Raw genomic sequence first — 19,957 nt, forward strand, 5'->3', positions numbered from 1 at the left:
GTGGATGTGTCCGCCCTGTTTCTGGGGCGTCAAATCTGGAGATCGACTACTTCACAGCCGGTCCTGGGCTAATCCTCGGCCAGTCGTGGTCAGAAAGCCCAGACCATCGCGGCGATGCCCAGCACCGCCAGGAGCACCACGAGCGCGACCATCCAGAGCACGGCGAACACGTCCGCTTCCACCCGTTCCCGGGCGATGCCGGTGGCCTGGAGTGCATAGCGGCGTCGCTGCGTGAGATGGATCAACAGCGCAGCCGCCCCGCACAGCATGGCGGGCGCCAGCGCGCCCAGTCCCACGGTGGCGTACCAGCGCAAGAACAGCGCGGCGACCACGAACAGGGCGAGCAGGGTCCGGTCCCAGCTCATGACGGTGCGCTCGGGCTGCAACCCGGGGTCCTGGTGCAGGGTCGTGGCAAACGACCGGTTCAGAGGCCGGCGCATCTCTCAGGCCGGCCGGAGGAGCAAGAACACCAACAGCACGACGGCGGAGGCGGCCCCGGCCGTGGCGAGTACCGGGACCAGCACCGGCAGCGGGAGCGGCCGTCCGTGGCGCATCGCCCGCTCGACGCGCACCCAGCGGAAGCCGGCGGTGATCGCCAGCAGGGCTGCCATGAACAGCAGGAGCGCCCCGAGGACAGTGCGGGTCAAGGCATCGAAGACTGAACTGGTGAACGCCTCGACGGCGATCCCACCGGCGATCAGGGCCAGCGAGGTGCGGATCCAGGCCAGAAAAGTCCGTTCGTTGGCGAGCGTGAAGCGCGGGTCCGGCTCCCGGCCGCCGTCGAGCACTCGGCCGGCCACCCGACCGCGGGCAACGGGCTCGTTCGGCTCACTAGTCGTCATGAATCCCAGCGTAGACTGGATGGGACCGGCAGATCGGTCTGTAACCCTCCCGATGAGATGGAGTCTCACCCCCCGATGTCCGCTTCACCGACGTCGTCACACCCCGGGGACCAGAGCACCGGTCCGACCCGGGATCAGATTCGCCGTTGGCGCCGCTACTTGGCAGACGAGATGGCCGAGGGCGAGATCTACCGAGTCATCGCCGATCGGCGGGAGAGTCCGGAACGCGACATCCTGCTGGAGCTGGCGGCGGCGGAGAAGCGGCACGAGGACCATTGGCGGATGCTGCTCGGCGAGCATGCGCAGGATCCACCCCGTCCGTCACCGCACCGGATCCTGTTGAGGTGGTTGGCACGCGTCTTCGGCTCCGTGTTCGTGCTCGCCTTGGCCCAACGGGCCGAATCGGATTCTCCTTATGCCCAGGACAAGCACGCCACGCCTGCCATGGTCGCCGACGAAGCGATCCATGAGGAGGTCGTCCGCGGGCTGGCCTCCCGTGGCCGGGAGCAGTTGGCCGGGAGTTTCCGCGCCGCGGTCTTCGGTGCCAACGACGGGCTGGTATCCAACCTCGCCCTCGTGATGGGGATCGGCGCCACGGGCGTCAGCAACGAGGTCGTCCTCTTCACCGGCATCGCCGGGCTCTTGGCCGGAGCATTGTCCATGGCCGCCGGGGAGTTCGTCTCCGTGCGCTCTCAGCGCGAGCTCCTGGAGGCGTCCACGCCCACCCAGATCACCCTGGAGGCCGCTGAGCACCTGGACTTGGATCAGAACGAACTGGTCCTGGTGTATCGCGCCCGCGGCATGAGTGAGGCGGACGCCGTTCACCGCGCCCAGGAACGACTGGGTTACTTCACCTGCGACTGCGACCCGTCCTACTCGGCCCACCCCGACGGTTCACAGGGCCCCGTGGACCACTCGGAGAGCCACCAGGCGATCGGCAGTGCGTGGACGGCGGGATTGTCGAGCTTCTGCTTCTTCGCCTCCGGCGCCATCATCCCGGTCCTTCCCTACCTGTTCGGCATGGAAGGGCTCGCCGCCGTCGTGCTCTCGGCCGCCCTGGTGGGCGTGGCGCTGCTGTCCACCGGTGGGGTGGTCGGTCTGCTCTCCGGTGGCTCACCGCTGCGGCGCGGACTCCGCCAACTGTTCATCGGCTTCGGCGCGGCAGCAGTGACGTATATGTTGGGCCTGTTGTTCGGCACCAACCTGGCTTAGGATCTGACGGTCCTAGGGGGGGGAAACGCCCAAACTGGAAAACGGGCGCCTGATGTGCGCATACTAGGGGGCCGTAATCGACACGAATCGGAGGATGCACCATGCGTGGAAGCAATCTTGTGTGGACCATCGTTGGGATTTTGGCAGCCATTGCGCTGATCATCTGGATCGTTTCGGCTCTCTGAGGAGATCCTCCGATCAGGTCTGACGACCACCAGTAGCAGCCGCTCTGCTACTGAAACCACGACGTCGGCCCCCTCCCGTTGGGGAGGGGGCCGACGTCGTTGTACTTCGATATCTCCAGGCCGGTCAGGCCGAGAGTATCCGGTTGATCAGCCCTGGAGCAGCTCGCGCATCAGCTGAGCGGTCTCGGACGGGGTCTTGCCCACCTTGACGCCAGCGGCCTCGAGGGCTTCCTTCTTCGCATCAGCCGTGCCGGAGGAACCGGAGACGATGGCGCCGGCGTGGCCCATGGTCTTGCCCTCCGGTGCGGTGAAGCCGGCCACGTAGCCGACGACCGGCTTGGTGACGTTGTCCTTGATGAAGTCGGCGGCACGTTCCTCGGCGTCGCCGCCGATTTCGCCGATCATCACGATGGCCTGGGTCTCCGGGTCGGCCTCAAAAGCAGCCAGCGCATCGATGTGCGTGGTGCCGATGACCGGGTCGCCGCCGATGCCGATGGCCGTGGAGAAGCCCAGGTCCCGCAGCTCGTACATCATCTGGTAAGTCAGGGTGCCGGACTTGGAGACCAGTCCGATCGGGCCCTTGTCGGTGATGTTGGCCGGGGTGATGCCGGCCAGGGCCTCGCCGGGGGTGATGACGCCGGGGCAGTTCGGGCCGATGATCCGGGTTGTCGGCTTGCCGTCGGCATCCGTGCGGGACTCCGCGAGCGCGTAGAACTCGGCGGTGTCCTGGACGGGGATGCCCTCGGTGATGACCACCAGCAGGGGCATACCGGCCTCAACAGCCTCGATGGCGGCGTCCTTGGCGAACTTCGGCGGCACGAAGACCACGGAGACGTCGGCTCCGGTCTTCTCCATGGCCTCGGCCACGGTTCCAAAGACGGGCAGTTCGACGTCGTTGCCGGACTGGTCCTGGTGGGTCACGGTGGTGCCGGCCTTGCGAGCGTTGACGCCACCGACGATGTTGGTGCCGGCCTTGAGCATCAGGGCGGTGTGCTTGGAGCCTTCGCCGCCGGTGATGCCCTGGACGATGACCTTGGAATCCTTGTTCAGGTAGATCGACATGGTGTGGTGTCCGTCCTTACTTTCCGGCCTGCGCGGTGTTGGCGAGTTCTGCGGCCTTGTCGGCGCCTTCGTCCATGGTGGTGGCGAGGGTGACGAGAGGGTGGTTGGCCTCGGAGAGAATCCGACGGCCTTCCTCGACGTTGTTGCCGTCCAGGCGCACCACGAGGGGCTTGGTGGCGGCGTCGCCGATGATCTCCAGGGCCTTGACGATGCCGTTGGCCACCGCGTCGCAGGAGGTGATGCCACCGAAGACGTTGACGAACACGCTCTCGACCTGATCATCGTTGAGGATGACGTCCAGGCCGTTGGCCATGACCTCGGCCGAGGCGCCACCGCCGATGTCCAGGAAGTTGGCCGGCTTGACGTTGTTGTGCTTCTCGCCGGCGTAGGCGACGACGTCCAGCGTGGACATGACCAGCCCGGCGCCGTTGCCGATGATGCCGACTTGGCCGTCCAGCTTGACGTAGTTCAGGTCGTTCGCCTTGGCCTTGGCCTCCAGCGGGTCTTCGGTGCGCTTGTCGACCAGCGCAGCGTGGCCCTCCTGACGGAACTCTGCGTTCTCGTCCAGGGTGACCTTGCCGTCGAGGGCGAGGATCTCGCCGTCGCCGGTCTTCACCATGGGGTTGACCTCGACCAGGGTGGCGTCTTCCTTTTCGAAGACGTCCCACAGCTTGACGATGACGTCAGCGACCTTGCTGCGCAGCTCTTCCGGGAAATTGGCCTCGGCCACGATCTTCTCGGCAGTCTCGGCGTCAATTCCGGTCAGCGCGGAGACGGGGATCCGGGCCAGAGCCTCGGGACGCTCGACGGCGAGCTGTTCGATCTCCACGCCGCCTTCGACCGAGCACATGGCCAGGTAGGTGCGGTTGGAACGGTCCAGGAGCACGGAGAAGTAGTACTCCTCGGCGATGTCGGCGCCCTGGGCGATCATGACCTGGTGGACGGTGTGGCCCTTGATGTCCATGCCCAGGATCTCCTCGGCATACCGGAAGGCCTCATCGGCGGTCTTGGCGACCTTCACGCCGCCGGCCTTGCCTCGGCCTCCGACTTTCACCTGGGCCTTGACGACGGTGACGCCGCCGATCTTCTCAGCGGCCGCTTTGGCCTCTTCCGGAGTCTGCGCCACGATGCCGGCCAGCACGGGAACACCGTGTGCCTCGAACAGATCGCGCGCCTGGTATTCATACAGGTCCACGGGTTGCAGTCCTTCTACGTCGAAAACGGGGACGGTCGAATTCCGCAAGCGGCATCAGGCACAACATCGCCCTGTGGCGCCATGAGTTTCCACTACTGGCGTAGACCGATGTGTGTCCGGCACGGCGGAAGCCGGCCGGAAGTCCGGGGATCCCCCGGGCATTCCATCCCATACCCTAGTCCACCCTGCGCTCCCAGAGTTATTCCGCAGGGCGGTTACTCCACACGGGTCAACGGCGCGTACCGCAGCAGCAATCTCTTCTCGGTCCCGCCGAAATCGACTTTGGCCACGGTCTTATCCCCCTGGCCTTCCAGAGTCAGGACGGTTCCCCGGCCGAAACTCTGGTGTTCGACCTGGTCACCGGGGTTCAGCGAGACGATCTCCCGGTTGGGCTGGACCCGGCTCGGAGCAGCGCCGCGCCGCGGCACCGTCAGTTCGGCGTCGTCGGCATAGGAGCCCGACGCGCGGGCCGGCCGGTTGCCGGATGATGTTCCGGCACCCCAGTGGGAACCGGAGAAGCGCTGGGGATACCGGGATCCTCCTGACCCACCGTGGCCTCCGATGGACCCGCCTCCCCATCCGTTCGACATTCCGCCGCCGAATCCCATCGACCGGGTGGAGCCCTCCCGTTCCCAGACCAGGAGCGTCTCGGGGATCTCGCTCAGGAACTGGCTCGGCGGATTGAACTGATGCTGCCCCCACAGTGACCGTGCCTCCGAGCGGGAGACAAACAGTCGCTTCCGTGCCCGGGTCAGTCCGACGTAGGCCAGCCGGCGCTCCTCGGAGAGCTCTTTCTCATCCGTCATGGAACGCGAGTGCGGGAACACCCCGTGTTCCATGCCGGTCAGGAACACCACGGGGAACTCCAGGCCCTTGGCGGTGTGCAGGGTCATCAGCGTGACCTGGCCCAGGTGCTCGGCCAGTTCGGCACCTTCGGTGTCCGAGGCGTCGGGCAGCTGATCGGCGTCGGCCACCAGGGCCACCTGTTCCAGGAAGTCGCCCAAGGTGCCCTCGGGATTGTTCTTCTCGAACTCGCGGACCACGGCCACCAGTTCGCCGAGGTTGTCTGCGCGGGACTCGTCCTGCAGGTCCTCGGAGGCACGCAGCGCGGCCAGCATGCCGGTCTGCTCCAGGACGGCCTCCAGCACGGTGGCGGTCCTCGAGGTGCTGGCCACCTGCGCGAGATCGTCCATCATCTGCACGAAGGCCTGGATGGATTTCAGCGAGCGGGTGGCCATCGCCGGGGCGTCTTCGGCATGGCGCAGGGCCTCGAAGAAGGTGGAGCGCTGGCGCTGCTGCAGTGCGGCGACGGCGCCCTCCGCGCGGTCGCCGATGCCGCGCTTGGGCTCGTTGAGGATCCGGCGGAGGTTGACGTCGTCGTCGGGGTTCTCCAGCACGCGCAGGTACGCCAGGGCGTCCTTGATCTCCTTGCGGTCGTAGAACCGTGTGCCGCCGATGACCCGGTACGGAATGCCCTTGGTGACCAGGCGTTCCTCCAGTGACCGCGACTGGGCGTTGGTCCGGTAGAACACGGCCACGTCCGAGGGGCGGATGTCCTCCTCGTCCTGGAGGCGGTCAATGGTGGTGGCGATCCATTCGGCCTCAGCGGATTCGTTCTCCGCGGCGTAGCCGACGATCTTCTCGCCGCTGCCCTCGGCCGTCCACAGGTTCTTGAGTTTGCGCTGCGGGTTCTTGGAGATCACCGCATTGGCGGCGTCCAGGATCGTCTGCGTGGAGCGGTAGTTCTGCTCGAGCTTGATGGTGGTGGCCTGCGGGTAATCCTGCTCGAATTCCACGATGTTGCGGATGTCCGCGCCGCGGAACGCGTAGATCGATTGATCAGAGTCGCCGACCACGGTCAGCTCTCCCCCGTCGGTCTCCACGCCCTCGGGATCCTGCGCGGGCCCGGTGAGCAGGCGGACCAGGCGGTACTGGGCGTGGTTGGTGTCCTGATACTCGTCCACCAACACATGCCGGAAGCGCCGGCGGTAGTTGTCCAACACGGCAGGGAAAGCCTCGAACATGTTCACCGTCATGCCGATGAGATCGTCGAAGTCCATGGCGTTGGCCTGGCGCAGACGCTGCGTGTAGTCCAGGTACACGGAGGAGACCGCCTGAGCGAACGGCTCGGACGACGAGACACTCGCGGCATGCTCCTCGGCGTCCACCAGCTCGTTCTTCAGGGCGCTGATCTTGTTCAGGATCGCCTTGGGCGCGAACCGCTTGGGGTCCAATTCGTGCGCCTTGGCGATGGACGTGACTAACCGTAAGGAGTCTGCGGAGTCATAGATGGAGAAGTTGGACTTCAACCCGACCGTGGTGGCCTCACGTCGCAGGATCCGCACGCACGACGAGTGGAACGTGGAGATCCACATCTTCTGGGCCGCCGGCCCGACGAGCGCTCCAATCCGTTCCCGCATCTCCGCGGCGGCCTTGTTCGTGAAGGTGATGGCCAGGACCTCATGAGGCCGGGCGCGGCCGGTGGCCAGGGCGTAGGCGATCCGGTGGGTCAGTACTCGTGTCTTGCCGGAACCGGCGCCAGCCACGATGAGCAGCGGGCCTCCGGTGTGCTCCACAGCCTGGCGCTGCTGATCATTGAGGCCCGTCAGCAACTCATGGGCCATCGGACTCCGCCCGGGGGCTCCCATGCCGGCGACAAGAGCCTCCGGGTCGGTCTCCGGGTCAACGGCGACGGAAGCGGAGGGTCGGGAGGTCAGGAGTCCGGGCAGAGAAGTCTGGAAGTTCTGGGGCATGGTTCATCAAGTCTATCGACCACCGCGGACACGAACGGCCTCGTCCACAGCCCCGCTGTCGCCCTGTCCATCGCCTGTCCTTCCGGCTGGGATAATGGACGGTGGAGGTTCCGGTGTCCCAGAAGAAGTCGCAGAAGAAGTCCCCGAGGAAGCGCCCGGCAGCGTCCGGCCAGAAGAGCCCGACGTCGAAGGGTTCCGGCGCTGCGCCCGCGTCGCGCCCCGACCAGCGCCCTGCAAAGCGCCCCACCAAGCGTCCTGCCCTCTCGGTATCCCAGGCGAAGCAGGACCTTGAGGCGTCCGGTCAGCAACAGGGCAATCCGGGGATTCTCATTGCGGCACTGCTCGTCACCACCGCCTTCATGTTCTTCTACCTGCACATCGTGGCGCTCCCGGAGATGTCGGCGCTCTCGGGCGGGTTGCCCATGCCCGACCACCGGTTCTCCTATGGCGCCACCGAGCTGGCCGAGCTCAATGCCGCCATGGACAGCCGGGCACACGGTCAGCTGAACTGGGTGCACAAGACGGCCGGCGTGATCTTTCCACTGGCCGTGTTCGTCTCCGCGTCTGCCGTCGCCGCGTGGTGCCTGCCCCGCGGTGCGGGCCGATGGCTGAGCTACGCTGCCGCCGCCGTGTTCGCCGGGGTCGACATCGTGGAGAATCTGCTCATCGAGTCGGCTCTGAACTCCGGAGGTGACCAGGCCGGGCTCGCCTCGGCGTTCACGTCCGCTCGCTGGGTCCTGTTGGTGGCGATCACCCTGTGGGTGGTGCTGCTGCTGGCAGGAAAGGTTCGCCGGTCAGCCAACGAGAACCGGGCCCACCGGCGCTGACCGCCAACTTTGCGTAAGATGTTCGGGTGACCGGGGCACCGGTCCCTCGCCTCCGTAGCTCAGTAGGATAGAGCGGCCCTCTCCTAAAGGGCAGGTCGTCGGTTCGATTCCGGCCGGGGGCACCCACTCAGGGCCGCCCGCCCAGCAGATCCTCACCAGGCCGAACTCGGCGAGGGATCATCGAACTGAGTCCGGTACAACTCGGCGTAGCGACCCCCGGCCGCCACCAGCGCCTCGTGTGGTCCCTCCTCGACCACGCGACCGCCTTCCACCACGAGGATCCGGTCGGCCGAGCGGATCGTGGAGAGCCGGTGGGCGATCACGACGGCGGTGCGCCCCTCGAGCGCTTCGGCCAGCGCCGCCTGCACCGCCTTCTCGGAGGTCGAGTCCAGTGCGGCAGTGGCCTCATCGAGCAGGACCACTCGAGGCTCGGCCAACAGCAGCCGGGCGATCGTCATCCGCTGCCGTTCACCACCGGAGAGCCGGTACCCGCGTTCGCCCACCACGGTGTCCAGACCGTCCGGCAGGCTCTCCACGACGCCCCGCAACCGGGCTCGGTCCACGGCGTCCCATATCTCTTCCTCACTGGTCTCAGGACGGGCCAGGGTCAGGTTGCCCCGGATAGTGTCGTGGAACAGATGCCCGTCCTGCGTCACCATCCCCACCGTCTCCTGCAAGGAGGCGAAGGTGGTCTCCCTGACGTCGACGCCGTTATAGCGGATGGCGCCGGAGCCGACGTCGTACAACCGGGCCAGCAAGGAGGCGATGGTGGACTTGCCGGCTCCGGAGGTGCCCACGAGGGCGTAGGTCTGGCCCGGCTCCACGGTGAAGGACACCCCGTGCAGTACCTCGCTGCCTCCCCGCCGATCGAGGACGGCGACCTCCTCCAGCGACGCCAAGGAGACTTGATCGGCACTCGGGTAGGCGAAACGGACGTCGTCCACCTCGAGGGTGACCGGCCCTGCGGGGATGGCCCGCGCGTCGGGCTGTTCTTTGATCAGCGGCTCGAGGTCCAGCACTTCGAAGACCCGGTCAAAGGACACTAGGGCGCCCATGACCTCTACGCGCGCGCTGGCCAGCCCCGTCAGCGGCGCGTACAGCCGGGTGAGCAGCAGCGCCAGGGTCACCACGTCGCCGGGCTCGAGGCTGCCGGCCAGGGCCTGCAGTCCGCCGACACCGTAGACCGCCGCCAATGCCAACGCCGAGACCAGGGTCAGCGCGGTCATGAAGACGGACTGACGAACCGAGATCCCGACGCCGGTGGCCCGCACCCGATCTGCCCGGCCGGCGAACTCAGACGACTCACGTTGCGGGTGGCCGAAGAGTTTGACGAGGGTGGCCCCCGGGGCGGAGAACCGCTCGGTCATCTGATCGCCCATGGCCGCGTTGTTCTCGGCCTGATCGCGGCTGAGTTCAGCGATCTTGCCGCCCATGAAGCGGGCCGGAATGAGGAACAGCGGCAACAGCACCAGCGCCACCAGAGTGACCTGCCAGGACGTGGAGAGCATCACGATCAGCGTCAGCACCAGAGACACCACGTTCATCACGACGCCGGAGAGCGTGCGTGAGATCGCGGTCTGCGCCCCGATGACGTCATTGTTCAATCGTGAGACCAGGGCGCCGGTCCGAGTGCGCATGAAGAACGCGATCGGCATGGTCTGCACGTGATCGAAGACCGCCGTGCGCAGATCGAAGATGATCCGCTCCCCCAGTTCCGAGGACAGCCATCGGGTGGTCACAGCCAGGACGGCATCGGCGACCGCCACCAGTCCGATGAGCAACGCCAGGCGGACGATGCGGGCGGCCTCACCGTTGCCGACGATCGCGTCCACCACGTCACCGGCGAGGATCGGCGAGGCCACGCCCAGGAAGGCTCCCACCACGGAGAGCACCAGGTAGAAGATCAGCTTGCCCTTGTACCGCCCGACAAACGCGAGGGTGCGCTTGATCGTGCCGGGCCGCAGCCGTTCCTTTGTGGAGGGATCGCCGTGACTGGCCCGCCGCATGGCCATCATGGCCGCACGTTCCATGCTCATCGGGTGGGGCCTCCAGGCCGGGAATCAGTCACCGCACCAGCTTAGGGCGGCAGCCGATGCTCGCGGTCAACTACCTCGGGCCATCAACTCCCTCTCACCATGACCGTCTCAAGCCACGACCGTCTCAGGCCACGGCGGCGAGGAAATCCGTCCACTGCTCCGCGGGCTTCTCCAGCTCTCGGATGCGCCACTGCGGTCCGCGGGGCCGCGTGGGCGTGATCCGCAACGACCAGCCGAGCTGGGCCAGGGACCGGTCGCCCTTGGCATTGTTGCACCGCAGGCAGCAGGCCACGAGGTTCTCCCAGGAGTCCTCTCCGCCACGGGACCGAGGGTGGACGTGGTCCACGGTGGTGGCCGATCGCCCGCAATAGGCGCAGATGTGGCCATCGCGGCGCAACACTCCCCGCCGGGACACGGGGGTGGAGTCCGAATGCGGGATGCGGACATAGCGCGTCAGGAGGATCACGGCCGGTCGGCGCACTGTGGACGAGGGCCCGACGACGGGTTCCCCACCATCAGCGAGCACACTGGCTTTGCCGGTGCCCACCAGCAGGATGGCACGCCGGTAACTGACGACGGACAAGGGCTCGTAGCCGGCGTTCAGGACCAGAGTGCGCATGGGCGTACCTCGCAGCTCGCGTGTACCGCGGGCACCGGACCGTCAGCCGGGTAGCTACCCGGCCATCCGGCGACTGCGGAATGTATCGGGTTGACGATCAGTCTCAGGATACGCGCCGCCGGAGTGGTCCCGAGCACAAGCACCCCCGGTTCCGGGCGTGTCGCCGGACTGTTCACGGGTGCTTCATGTGCCATTCACGACCGAGGGCCCCTCCGTAGCGGAGAGGCCCTCGTAGCAGTCGTCACTGGTCCGCTGGAGCGGACGGTGGTGTCGGTCGTCAGCCGACGTAGGTGTAGTAACCCATCAGCGGGTTGCGGGTCACTGAGTGCTGGAAGGTGCCCACGGAGGGGTTCTGCGCGCCGATCATCTGGCCGTTGCCGACGTAGATACCCACGTGGCCGCCACCGTTCTGGAACACCAGGTCGCCCGGCTTGGGGTTGCTGGTCGGCACGAAGAGCCCGGAGCCGCGGATCGCAGACGTGGAGGACGGGATGCTGATGCCGGCCTGGGCGTAAGCCCAGGAGACGAACCCGGAGCAGTCCCAGCCGCCGGGGCCCTTGCCGCCGTAGACATAGGGAACGCCGACGCCGGAGTAGGCCGCGCCGACGACGCCGCCCACGCTGGAGCTCTGCGGGGCCGGCTCGGGCTCCGGAGCGCTCTGCTGGGCCGGGGTGTACTCCTCAGCCGGCTCTTCGGCCTGCTGCGAGACCTGCTCCTGGCTGGTCTCCTGCTGTGAGTAATCGGACTGCGAAGCGGTGGTGACCTCGGCGGCCGGCGCCTCTTCCTCGACGGGGGCCTCGACGACCGGCTCCGGCTCTGGTTCCGGAGCCGGCTTGGAGGAGACCGGCGCCCGGTCGAGCTCGACCTTGACGTCCTTGGCGGCCGCCACGTTCACCGTGGTCATCGAGGTGCGCTCGATGTCCAGGCCGGGGGCCGGAATGCTGGTGGTCTCGCGCACGGCCGGGGCGGCACCCTGGGCCGGCATGCCGATGGTCAACACCAGACCAGACGCAGCAGCCACGACGGCGGCCTGGCGACCGACAGTACCGGCGTTCGAGGAGACGGCCTTGGAGATCGTCTCCAGGGGATTGGTGTTCGCCGGGACGGCACGGTGGCGTGCTGCGGAGCTGCGCTTCGACAACGTAAATACCTCTCTCACGTACCTCCGGGCAAAGCCCGCCCCCGCCATGATGGACGACTGCTTGGTGACACCGTGATCGCGGGGGGTATGGCAAACCAACGGCTATTCGCTTCGACCGGGACCGTCCGAAGCGCTGGATCCAAGGTATATCAAACGTTTATAAATGTCACGTTGAGGTCACGAGAACGGTGGAAAACCCTGCACGTTGGCCCTGAATCCGCACAACGACGCGGATTTCACGGTTGCGTCAAGGTCACGACACGGAAGCCGATTCGTGACTATTGCCGCCGTCGACGTCACCGTCCACACCACGCTCCGCACCGGCCTCCGCGGTTGGCTCCACGGTTCCTTCCACCGCGCCTTCCACGACGATGTGCGAGGCGGTCTCCTCGGAGACCTCGAGAGCCACGCCGCCCTCGGCCGCATCGGCCGCCCGGACGGTGACGTATCCGTCCCCCTGAGCGATCTCGATGTCCTGCCCGGGGCGGACCCCGGCCAGCGCGAGCTCCCCGAGCAGTTCGGGGTCCGTCTGGATGGCCTCGGTCAGCCGCACGACGGTGTACCGCCCGGGTTGCTGAGCGGCGAGTGACAGCCGTTCGCCGCGAGCCAGCGCCAGGCCGGTCCCCAGCGGCGGGACGTGGAGGTGGCCGAGTCCGGGGATGGGATTGCCGTAGGGAGAGTCGACGGGATTGTCGAGCAGTTTCAGCAGACGCAGCTCCACCTGCTCGCTCATCACGTGCTCCCAGCGGCAGGCCTCCTCATGCACATACGCCCAGTCGAGTCCGATCACGTCGGAAAGCAGTCGCTCAGCCAGCCGATGCTTGCGCATCACGCCGACCGCCTTCTCCCGGCCCTCATCCGTCAGCTCGAGATGGCGGTCGTTGCCGACATGGACCAGGCCGTCGCGCTCCATCCGCGCCACCGTCTGGGACACGGTGGGACCGGAATGTTCGAGGCGCTCGGCGATCCGGGCGCGCAGGGGGACGATGCCCTCCTCCTCCAGATCGAGGATGGTGCGCAGATACATCTCGGTGGTGTCGATCAGGTCCGTCACGGCCGATGTTCCTCTCCAGGTCCCCATTGATTCGCCGCGTCCGGGCCATCCCTTGCCAGGAAAGTCAAGGCAAGTACTGCGGACGGGGAGTCCGTCCTCCATTCTAGTCACGTAGCCGGACCACCTCTCTGAGTGCGGGAGAATGGAAGCCGCTGCCGGATCAGAGATGTCAGGAGAACCCATGAGCACACCCGAGGTGACCATCCCCCAGACCATGCTGCCGAGGGACGGGCGATTCGGTGCAGGACCGTCGAAGGTCCGCGAGGACCAGGTCCAGGCCGTCGCAGCCGCCGGTGGTCGGCTCTTGGGCACATCTCACCGACAAGCGCCGGTCAAGAACCTGGTCGGCAGTGTCCGTGAGGGTGTGGCCCAGTTGTTCTCCGCGCCGGAGGGATACCAGGTCATCCTCGGCGTCGGCGGCTCCACGGCGTTCTGGGATTCCGCCAGCTTCGGTCTGGTCCGCAACAAGGCCCAGCATCTCTCCTTCGGCGAATTCGGTTCGAAGTTCGCCAAGGCGACCAACAATGCGCCCTTCCTGCAGGAGTCCTCGATCCTCACCGCTGAGCCGGGGACCCGTCCCGAACCGCGCGCGGAGGACGACGTGGACGTCTACGCCTGGCCGCAGAACGAGACCTCGACCGGTGTGGCGGCTCCGGTGCGGCGAGTGGACGGAGCGGCGCAGGACGCGCTGGTGCTCATCGATGCCACCTCGGGCGCCGGCGGGCTGCCCGTGGACGTTGCGCAGAGCGACGCCTACTACTTCGCGCCGCAGAAGAACTTCGCCTCCGACGGCGGCCTGTGGTTGGCCCTGTTCTCTCCCGCTGCGCTCGACCGGGTCGAGGAGGTCAAGAACTCCGGCCGTTGGATCCCGGACTTCTTGGACCTGAAGACCGCAGTCGACAACTCGCTGAAGAACCAGACGTACAACACCCCGGCCCTGGCCACCCTCGTGATGCTGGACAGCCAGCTGCAGTGGATGAACTCCAACGGCGGCCTGGACTTCACCACCGCGCGGACCGAGGACTCCTCGAACCGCGTCTACACCTGGGCCGAGGCCTCCAGCTACGCGACGCCGTTCGTCGCGCGTCCCGAAGATCGTTCCGCGGTGATCACCACGGTCGATTTCGACGACCACATCGACGCCGCCGCCGTGGCCTCGATCCTGCGCGGCAACGGCATCGTGGATGTCGAGCCGTACCGCAAGCTCGGCCGGAATCAGCTACGCATCGCCACCTTCGCCGCCATCGAACCGGACGACGTCAGCGCGCTGTTGGACTGCATCGACTATGTGGTGGAACGCCTGGGCTAAGCCTCAGCGGCCGACGGGTCCGAGGATTCGTCCGCGGCCGGCTCAGTGGAGTCCGGCTCAGTGGAGTCCTCAGTGGAATCCTCCGCAGAGGACTCGGAAGACGCTTCTGACGGCTGGTCCTCGTCCTGCGGCACTCCGGCCGCACGGGCGAGGGCCTTCTCCGGGTCTTCTCCCGCGGCGATGGCCTCCAGACGAATCTTCTCCTCCTGGCTGACCCGCTCTGACCACGGCACCCAGTCGGGAGCCACAATGGCGTCAGCACCTGGCAGCAGGCCCGTCTCGCACACGGTGACCACTTTGCTGCGCGGCGCCCGGGACAGGGTGACGAACCATTCCCAGCCCCGATAGCCGGAGAGCTTGGCTGTGAACCGGTGCGTCACGAGTCGGTCATCGTCCGGCTCGGCGCCCACGTGCTCGCCGATCTGTGCCGGTTCGGCCAGGCCCTCGAGGGCGTTGCGGGCCTCATCGACGGCGGCCGCCAGAACCTCGTCCAGCTTGGGGGCGCGCTTGCGCGGCGCCCGGGTCGGCTTCGGTGGGATGCGCACCGCTGGTTCGGTGGTCGCTTCTGGGTCCATCACGGAGTCAGGCTTCAAGGTCGTCTGCCACCTTGCGCAACGCCATGGCGATCTTCTCCGCCTGCGACTTCTGCGGATACTTGCCCTTGCGCAGATTGTTCGAGGCCATATCCAGCCACTTGATCAGGTCCTCGACCACCGCTGCCATATCCTGCGGATCGCGACGGGTGGCGCGAACCACGGACGGACCTTCGCTGATGATGCGGGCGCTCAGAGCCTGCGGACCCCGGCGCCCCTCGGCCACTCCGAACTCCAGCCGGGTGCCGGCCCGGACCTCGGTGACCCCGGAGGGCAACGCCGAGGAGGGCAGATGAACCTCATCGCCGTCATCGGTATGAATGAACCCGAAACCCTTGGTCGAGTCGTAGAACTTCACTTTGCCTGTGGGCATTCCTCATGTCCTCATCTCTCGTCGGTGCACTCTATGCAACCCTGCCGGGGCGGGCCCTCGTCGCCGGTCGCTGAACAACTCGTGTGCTGGACGGAAGGGAAAATCTGTGCTGACCCAGGATACGCTCTCCTTCCGTGCTTCCCCTGCTCAGCCCTGTTGAGCCAGCCCTCGGCCAGAGGCCGTTTGCACGCCCGCGTATACTGGAATCCATGCCCGCTCGACCTGCGTCCTCCCTCCACACCGGTGTCCACGGTTCACCGTCCGACGCTGACTTTCCGCCACACCACCCGGAGAACTCCCCGTGGCTGCGTGTTCTGCTCGTCGCCGGTGCTGCCCTGACTGCGGTCTCCTTCGCCTGCCTGGTCCTGCTGTTGGCCTCCTACTTCCTCACCATCACGGCGTGGCCGGTCTTCTATTGGTTCGGACTCTACGGATTCCCCCTCGGTTTCGCCTTGATGCTGGCCTTCGTGGTCACCAAGGCCGTGCTGAGGCGTCGCGCCTGATCCGGCTTCCGCACTCATGACGGCCGCCACCCTGACGGAGCGCTTCTCTCGGTGGACCGATCAACGGCTCCGGCGCCTGTTTCTGCTGCGCCCGGATCTGTGCCATCCGCCCGTTCCGGATTTCGCGGCCCTCGCCGCCCGCGCCAGCACCCAGATGTCCGTCCTGCACGCCCTCGACGGACTGGATCGAGCGCATCTCGACGTCCTCGAGGCCCTCTCCGTCCTGAGTCACCACCAACGGTCCGACCCCGGCCCGGCCGCCTCGATCGAAGAGCTCACCGCTTTCTTCTCCGCGGGCCCGGATCTCACCACCGTGGTGACCGACCTCGCGGATGCCGCCCTCGTCCTGGAGCACGACGACGGCTGGCACCTTCCGCTGCCGGTCTCGGCGGCGTTGGGCCGATATCCCCTGTCTTTCGGACGCCCGGCGGTCGCCCTCGGCGTCGACCACCAGTCCAACTACCCAGCGGATCGCGAAGGCCTCTTGGAGCTCGTGCGAAGCCACCTCGGTGCGGACCTCGATGCCAACACCGAGCAGGTTGAGCAAGTCGAGCAGGTCCTGGACCACGTCGCCTCGGCCCTCGACGCGCTGCAATCCTCTCCCGTGGCGCTCATTCCCGAACCTCCGGGACGCATCCATGGCCTGTTGTTGAGCACCGAGCTGCTGGTGCCCGCTGGCCAGGACGGTGAGGGACGGACCGTCGCCGAGCACCCGCTGGAGGCGGGCCTGGCCTGGCGGAACGGCACCGCCGGGCGCAGCATTGACACCAGTGCGCCGACTCCCGAGGCCGGCGCCGTGCCTGCTGCCCTGTCCCGCAATGCCGCTCTGGCGGCCATCGGCGACCTGTTGCGCGGCGCCGACGACATCTTGACCGCGCTCAGCAGTGCTGGTGTTGCTGGCAGTGCAGCTGGCGCTGGCAGCGCTCTTCGCGGTCTGCCCACGCTGCGCTCCGGCGGGGTCGGCGTGCGCGAGGTGAAGCGGCTGGCCGACGCCGTGGGCTCTTCCCCCGAGGAGGCCGCCTGGCTCCTGGAGCTGCTGGCCGCCGCAGGGCTGATCTTCCTCGATCCGGACACCTCCCACTGGGTTCCGGGCACCGAGTCGGCAGCCTGGCGGCGCAGTGAACGTCACCGGCAGTGGGAAACACTCGTGCTGGGATGGATGCGCAGCGGCCGCGCACCGATGCTCGGCCCCGTACCCGGGTCGGACGCCGCCGGACGCGCCCTCGCCGCCGACCGGGACCGTCCCGACGCCCCACGGCTCCGCACCGCCGTCCTCGACACGGCACGGGAGTTGGAGGAGGAACGCCCCGGCATCGCTCTGGACCGTGCCGTCCCGGACCGTCAACGGTGGCGTCGGCCTCGTTCATTCACCCGCACTGCCGCGTTCACCGCTCCTCTTCTCGCGGAGGCCGCCCGGCTCGGGCTCACCGGCGCCAGTGCTTTGACCCCCGCGGGCGCGCTGGTGGCCGCCGACCGTCTCGAGGAGGCCGCGGCCGACGTCGGGAATGCTCTTCCGGCCCCGCTCACCCGGGTGCGTCTGCAGGGAGATCTGACCGCCGTGGCACCGGGGTATCTCGATCCGGAGGTGGCCCGCCGACTGGCCACCATGGCCGATGCCGAGGGTGATGGCACTGCCCGCGTCTACCGATTCTCGGAGGCTTCCCTGCACCGAGCTCTGGAGACGGGGGCCACTGCTGAAGAGCTCGAAGAGTTCCTCACGGCGCACTCCGAGGATGAGATTCCGCAGTCGCTGCATTATCTGCTGCTGGATACCGCCCGCCGCCATGGGAGACTCACTGTCGGAGCGTCCGGAGCGTGGCTGCGTTCCGAGGACACCGACCTGCTCGACGTGATCGTTGCTGATCCGGCCATGGCCCCGGCCCGGCTGGAACGGCTCGCACCCACGGTGGTGGTGGCCGGCGTCGGGCAGGACGAACTGCACCGACTGCTCACCGCGGCCGGCCACCGAGCCGCCCGGACCACCGCCCACACCACTGACCCCAACGCCCACACCCCTGACCATGTCGCCCGCCGTGACGTCACTGATGACCCCGGTGCCGACCCGAGCGAAGCGGCGCCGAACCCCTTCCCCGAACCGGTCCGGGCGGTGCGCCGGGTCCCGTCCGACGACGAACTGAGCGCTCAGGTGGCCCGGCTGCGCTCGACTCCCCGCCCCGCTCCCACCGGACCCGGAACCGAGGAAGCCGTGACGGTGCTGCGCCATGCTGCCCGCCACCGGCTGACCGTCGATCTGGTCACCGTGGATCCACAGGGCCAACGCCACTCCCGCAGCGTGGTGCCCCTGGCGGTCGCCGGCGGGCGGGTCCGTTGCCTGGTTCCGGACCGCGAGGCGGAAACGGTCGTGCCACTGCACCGCGTGGTCTCTGCGCAGTACATTCACGAGGGGAACCTGACCCAGATGCGAGGAGAATCCCGTGGCTGACGGCCCGCTGATCGTCCAATCGGACAAGACTGTGCTGCTCGAGGTCGACCACCCGGCAGCGACCGAGGCACGCCATGCCCTGGCCTCCTTCGCCGAGCTGGAGCGAGCCCCGGAACACGTGCACACCTACCGGATCACGCACCTCGGCCTCTGGAACGCCCGGGCCGCCGGTGTGGATGCCGAGCGGGTCCTGGACGTGCTGCTGACGTACTCGCGCTATCCGGTACCCCACGCGCTGCTGATGGACATCGACGACATCATGTCCCGGTACGGGCGACTGCGCCTGGAGAACGATCCCCTGCACGGGCTGGTGATGCGCACCGACGACTACCCCGTGCTCGAAGAGGTGCTGCACGCCCAGAAGGCCGCAGCGATGTTCGGCCCACGCATCGACGGTGAGACCGTGGTGGTGCACGCCGCCAGTCGCGGCCAGCTCAAACAGCAGCTGCTCAAACTCGGTTGGCCGGCCGAGGACCTCGCCGGCTATGTGGACGGGACCCCGCACCCCATCGGCCTCACCGAGGTGCCGGAAACCGGGGAGTTGCCGGAAACCGGGGAGTTGCCGGAAACCGGGGAAGTCCCGGAAACCGGGGAGCTGCCGGAAACCGGGAAGGTCCCGGAAACCGAGCAGGCACCCGACGACGGCGCGGCCGAGCCGTGGCAGTTGCGTCCCTACCAGCGCATGGCGGTGGAGAATTTCTGGGCCGGCGGGTCCGGCGTCGTGGTGTTGCCGTGCGGTGCGGGAAAGACCCTGGTGGGCGCCGGTGCCATGGCGACGGCGAACGCCACCACGCTGATCCTGGTCACCAACACCGTCTCCGCGCGGCAGTGGAAGGCCGAGCTGCTGCGGCGCACCACCCTGACGGAGTCCGAGATCGGTGAATACTCCGGCTCGGTCAAGGAGGTCCGGCCGGTCACCATCGCCACGTACCAAGTGTTGACCCTCAAACGCGGCGGCCTGTACCCCCACCTGGAACTGGTCAATGGGCACGACTGGGGCCTGATCATCTATGACGAGGTCCACTTGCTGCCGGCCCCGATCTTCCGGATGACCGCAGACCTTCAGGCCCGCCGCCGCCTCGGACTGACCGCCACCCTGGTCCGCGAGGACGGCCGGGAGTCCGAGGTGTTCTCGCTGATCGGCCCCAAGCGCTATGACGCCCCCTGGAAGGACATCGAGGCCCAGGGATACATCGCGCCGGCCGAATGCGTGGAGGTGCGAGTGGAACTGCCGCGGGACGAGCGGGTCGCCTACGCGATGGCCGAGGACGCGGACAAGTACCGGCTGTGTTCGTCCTCGGAGGTCAAGCTGCCGGTGGTGCGCTCGATCGTGGACCGCCACCCGGGTGAGCAGGTCCTGGTGATCGGTCAATACCTGGACCAGCTGGCCGAACTCGGGGAGATGCTCGGCGCCCCCGTGCTGACCGGTTCCACGTCCGTGGCGGAGCGCCAGCGGCTGTTCGGCGAATTCCGAGCGGGCACCCTGGAGGTGTTGGTGGTGTCTAAAGTGGCGAACTTCTCGATCGACCTGCCCGAGGCCTCCGTGGCCATTCAGGTCTCCGGCTCCTATGGGTCCCGCCAGGAGGAGGCCCAGCGGCTGGGCCGGCTGCTGCGTCCCAAGGAGGACGGCAAGTCTGCCCACTTCTACACGGTGGTTTCCCGCGACACGCTGGACCAGGAGTACGCGCAGAAGCGGCAGCGGTTCCTGGCCGAGCAGGGCTACGCCTACACGATCATGGACGCCGGGGACCTACCGACGGTGCGTTGAGCGACAACACCGACAATGCGTCCAGCGGACGTCCAGCTACCA

17 protein-coding genes and 1 tRNA gene are annotated in these 19,957 nt (G+C 67.4%); 7 read left to right on the forward strand and 11 right to left on the reverse strand.

Annotated features, from left to right (window positions below):
• Positions 1–89: 89 nt before the first annotated feature.
• Together ACFQQD_RS12890 and ACFQQD_RS12895 are read right to left on the reverse strand one after the other, a co-directional pair.
• On the reverse strand, positions 90–440 hold the full coding sequence (locus ACFQQD_RS12890; protein WP_378089959.1) for a DUF202 domain-containing protein: 351 nt from the start codon (positions 438–440) through the stop codon (positions 90–92).
• 3 nt (positions 441–443) lie between these two features.
• Positions 444–842, reverse strand: a complete 399-nt coding sequence (locus ACFQQD_RS12895) for a YidH family protein (protein WP_378089961.1) — start codon at positions 840–842, stop codon at positions 444–446.
• Positions 843–917: 75 nt separating this feature from the next.
• Here ACFQQD_RS12895 and ACFQQD_RS12900 point away from each other — a divergent pair, with 75 nt between their 5' ends.
• Positions 918–2,054, forward strand: a complete 1,137-nt coding sequence (locus ACFQQD_RS12900; protein WP_378089963.1) for a VIT1/CCC1 transporter family protein — start codon at positions 918–920, stop codon at positions 2,052–2,054.
• A gap of 332 nt (positions 2,055–2,386) precedes the next feature.
• Here the strand turns inward: ACFQQD_RS12900 and sucD are convergent, their stop codons facing one another.
• The 3 genes from sucD to pcrA form a co-directional block, all read right to left on the reverse strand.
• Entirely contained in the window at positions 2,387–3,301 is a 915-nt protein-coding gene (gene sucD / locus ACFQQD_RS12905; RefSeq protein ID WP_378089965.1) for a succinate--CoA ligase subunit alpha, read from the reverse strand.
• A 16-nt stretch (positions 3,302–3,317) separates the two neighbouring features.
• Positions 3,318–4,496 (reverse strand): ADP-forming succinate--CoA ligase subunit beta, encoded by a 1,179-nt coding sequence (sucC, locus tag ACFQQD_RS12910; RefSeq protein WP_378089967.1) that lies wholly within the window; start codon positions 4,494–4,496, stop codon positions 3,318–3,320.
• A 215-nt stretch (positions 4,497–4,711) separates the two neighbouring features.
• Complete coding sequence (gene pcrA, locus ACFQQD_RS12915) at positions 4,712–7,249, reverse strand: DNA helicase PcrA (protein WP_378089969.1); 2,538 nt, start codon at positions 7,247–7,249, stop codon at positions 4,712–4,714.
• 113 nt (positions 7,250–7,362) lie between these two features.
• Here pcrA and ACFQQD_RS12920 point away from each other — a divergent pair, with 113 nt between their 5' ends.
• Positions 7,363–8,076: a hypothetical protein gene (locus ACFQQD_RS12920; protein WP_378089971.1), complete on the forward strand. Its 714-nt coding sequence runs from the start codon at positions 7,363–7,365 to the stop codon at positions 8,074–8,076.
• A gap of 48 nt (positions 8,077–8,124) precedes the next feature.
• Positions 8,125–8,198 (forward strand) — tRNA-Arg (locus ACFQQD_RS12925).
• A gap of 30 nt (positions 8,199–8,228) precedes the next feature.
• On the opposite strand, the gene ACFQQD_RS12930 is transcribed toward ACFQQD_RS12925, so the two are convergent.
• The 4 genes from ACFQQD_RS12930 to ACFQQD_RS12945 form a co-directional block, all read right to left on the reverse strand.
• Entirely contained in the window at positions 8,229–10,112 is a 1,884-nt protein-coding gene (locus ACFQQD_RS12930) for an ABC transporter ATP-binding protein (RefSeq protein ID WP_378089973.1), read from the reverse strand.
• 124 nt (positions 10,113–10,236) lie between these two features.
• Positions 10,237–10,731: an HNH endonuclease gene (locus ACFQQD_RS12935; protein ID WP_378089975.1), complete on the reverse strand. Its 495-nt coding sequence runs from the start codon at positions 10,729–10,731 to the stop codon at positions 10,237–10,239.
• Between the two features lie 277 nt (positions 10,732–11,008).
• Positions 11,009–11,872 (reverse strand): C40 family peptidase, encoded by an 864-nt coding sequence (locus ACFQQD_RS12940; protein ID WP_378089977.1) that lies wholly within the window; start codon positions 11,870–11,872, stop codon positions 11,009–11,011.
• Positions 11,873–12,125: 253 nt separating this feature from the next.
• Positions 12,126–12,926, reverse strand: a complete 801-nt coding sequence (locus ACFQQD_RS12945; RefSeq protein WP_378089979.1) for an iron dependent repressor, metal binding and dimerization domain protein — start codon at positions 12,924–12,926, stop codon at positions 12,126–12,128.
• 181 nt (positions 12,927–13,107) lie between these two features.
• Between ACFQQD_RS12945 and serC the strand changes: the two genes are divergently transcribed.
• Positions 13,108–14,235: a phosphoserine transaminase gene (gene serC, locus ACFQQD_RS12950; RefSeq protein ID WP_378089981.1), complete on the forward strand. Its 1,128-nt coding sequence runs from the start codon at positions 13,108–13,110 to the stop codon at positions 14,233–14,235.
• On the opposite strand, the gene ACFQQD_RS12955 is transcribed toward serC, so the two are convergent.
• A complete protein-coding gene (locus ACFQQD_RS12955) occupies positions 14,232–14,810 on the reverse strand; it encodes a DUF3027 domain-containing protein (protein ID WP_378090148.1) in 579 nt (192 codons plus the stop codon). The genes serC and ACFQQD_RS12955 overlap by 4 nt on opposite strands.
• A gap of 7 nt (positions 14,811–14,817) precedes the next feature.
• Positions 14,818–15,201: a cold-shock protein gene (locus ACFQQD_RS12960; RefSeq protein WP_378089983.1), complete on the reverse strand. Its 384-nt coding sequence runs from the start codon at positions 15,199–15,201 to the stop codon at positions 14,818–14,820.
• Between the two features lie 209 nt (positions 15,202–15,410).
• Here ACFQQD_RS12960 and ACFQQD_RS12965 point away from each other — a divergent pair, with 209 nt between their 5' ends.
• From ACFQQD_RS12965 to ACFQQD_RS12975, 3 genes are read left to right on the forward strand one after another with little or no spacing between them, the layout of a single operon-like run.
• Entirely contained in the window at positions 15,411–15,704 is a 294-nt protein-coding gene (locus ACFQQD_RS12965) for a hypothetical protein (RefSeq protein ID WP_378089985.1), read from the forward strand.
• A gap of 16 nt (positions 15,705–15,720) precedes the next feature.
• Positions 15,721–18,147, forward strand: coding sequence for a helicase-associated domain-containing protein (locus ACFQQD_RS12970; protein WP_378089987.1), 2,427 nt, complete (start codon positions 15,721–15,723; stop codon positions 18,145–18,147).
• Positions 18,140–19,915 (forward strand): DNA repair helicase XPB, encoded by a 1,776-nt coding sequence (locus ACFQQD_RS12975; RefSeq protein WP_378089989.1) that lies wholly within the window; start codon positions 18,140–18,142, stop codon positions 19,913–19,915. Before ACFQQD_RS12970 ends, ACFQQD_RS12975 begins: the two co-directional genes overlap by 8 nt.
• Positions 19,916–19,957: the final 42 nt, after the last annotated feature.

The organism is Citricoccus sp. GCM10030269 (genome assembly GCF_042665635.1).
GTDB lineage: Bacteria > Actinomycetota > Actinomycetes > Actinomycetales > Micrococcaceae > Citricoccus.

Coding starts and splice junctions, on each gene's coding strand:
- ACFQQD_RS12890 (WP_378089959.1), bottom strand. CDS start 440: ATGCGCCGGCCTCTGAACCGGTCGTTTGCCACGACCCTGCACCAGGAC.
- ACFQQD_RS12895 (WP_378089961.1), bottom strand. CDS start 842: ATGACGACTAGTGAGCCGAACGAGCCCGTTGCCCGCGGTCGGGTGGCC.
- ACFQQD_RS12900 (WP_378089963.1), top strand. CDS start 918: ATGTCCGCTTCACCGACGTCGTCACACCCCGGGGACCAGAGCACCGGT.
- sucD (WP_378089965.1), bottom strand. CDS start 3,301: ATGTCGATCTACCTGAACAAGGATTCCAAGGTCATCGTCCAGGGCATC.
- pcrA (WP_378089969.1), bottom strand. CDS start 7,249: ATGCCCCAGAACTTCCAGACTTCTCTGCCCGGACTCCTGACCTCCCGA.
- ACFQQD_RS12930 (WP_378089973.1), bottom strand. CDS start 10,112: ATGAGCATGGAACGTGCGGCCATGATGGCCATGCGGCGGGCCAGTCAC.
- ACFQQD_RS12935 (WP_378089975.1), bottom strand. CDS start 10,731: ATGCGCACTCTGGTCCTGAACGCCGGCTACGAGCCCTTGTCCGTCGTC.
- serC (WP_378089981.1), top strand. CDS start 13,108: ATGAGCACACCCGAGGTGACCATCCCCCAGACCATGCTGCCGAGGGAC.
- ACFQQD_RS12955 (WP_378090148.1), bottom strand. CDS start 14,810: ATGGACCCAGAAGCGACCACCGAACCAGCGGTGCGCATCCCACCGAAG.
- ACFQQD_RS12960 (WP_378089983.1), bottom strand. CDS start 15,201: ATGCCCACAGGCAAAGTGAAGTTCTACGACTCGACCAAGGGTTTCGGG.
- ACFQQD_RS12965 (WP_378089985.1), top strand. CDS start 15,411: ATGCCCGCTCGACCTGCGTCCTCCCTCCACACCGGTGTCCACGGTTCA.
- ACFQQD_RS12970 (WP_378089987.1), top strand. CDS start 15,721: ATGACGGCCGCCACCCTGACGGAGCGCTTCTCTCGGTGGACCGATCAA.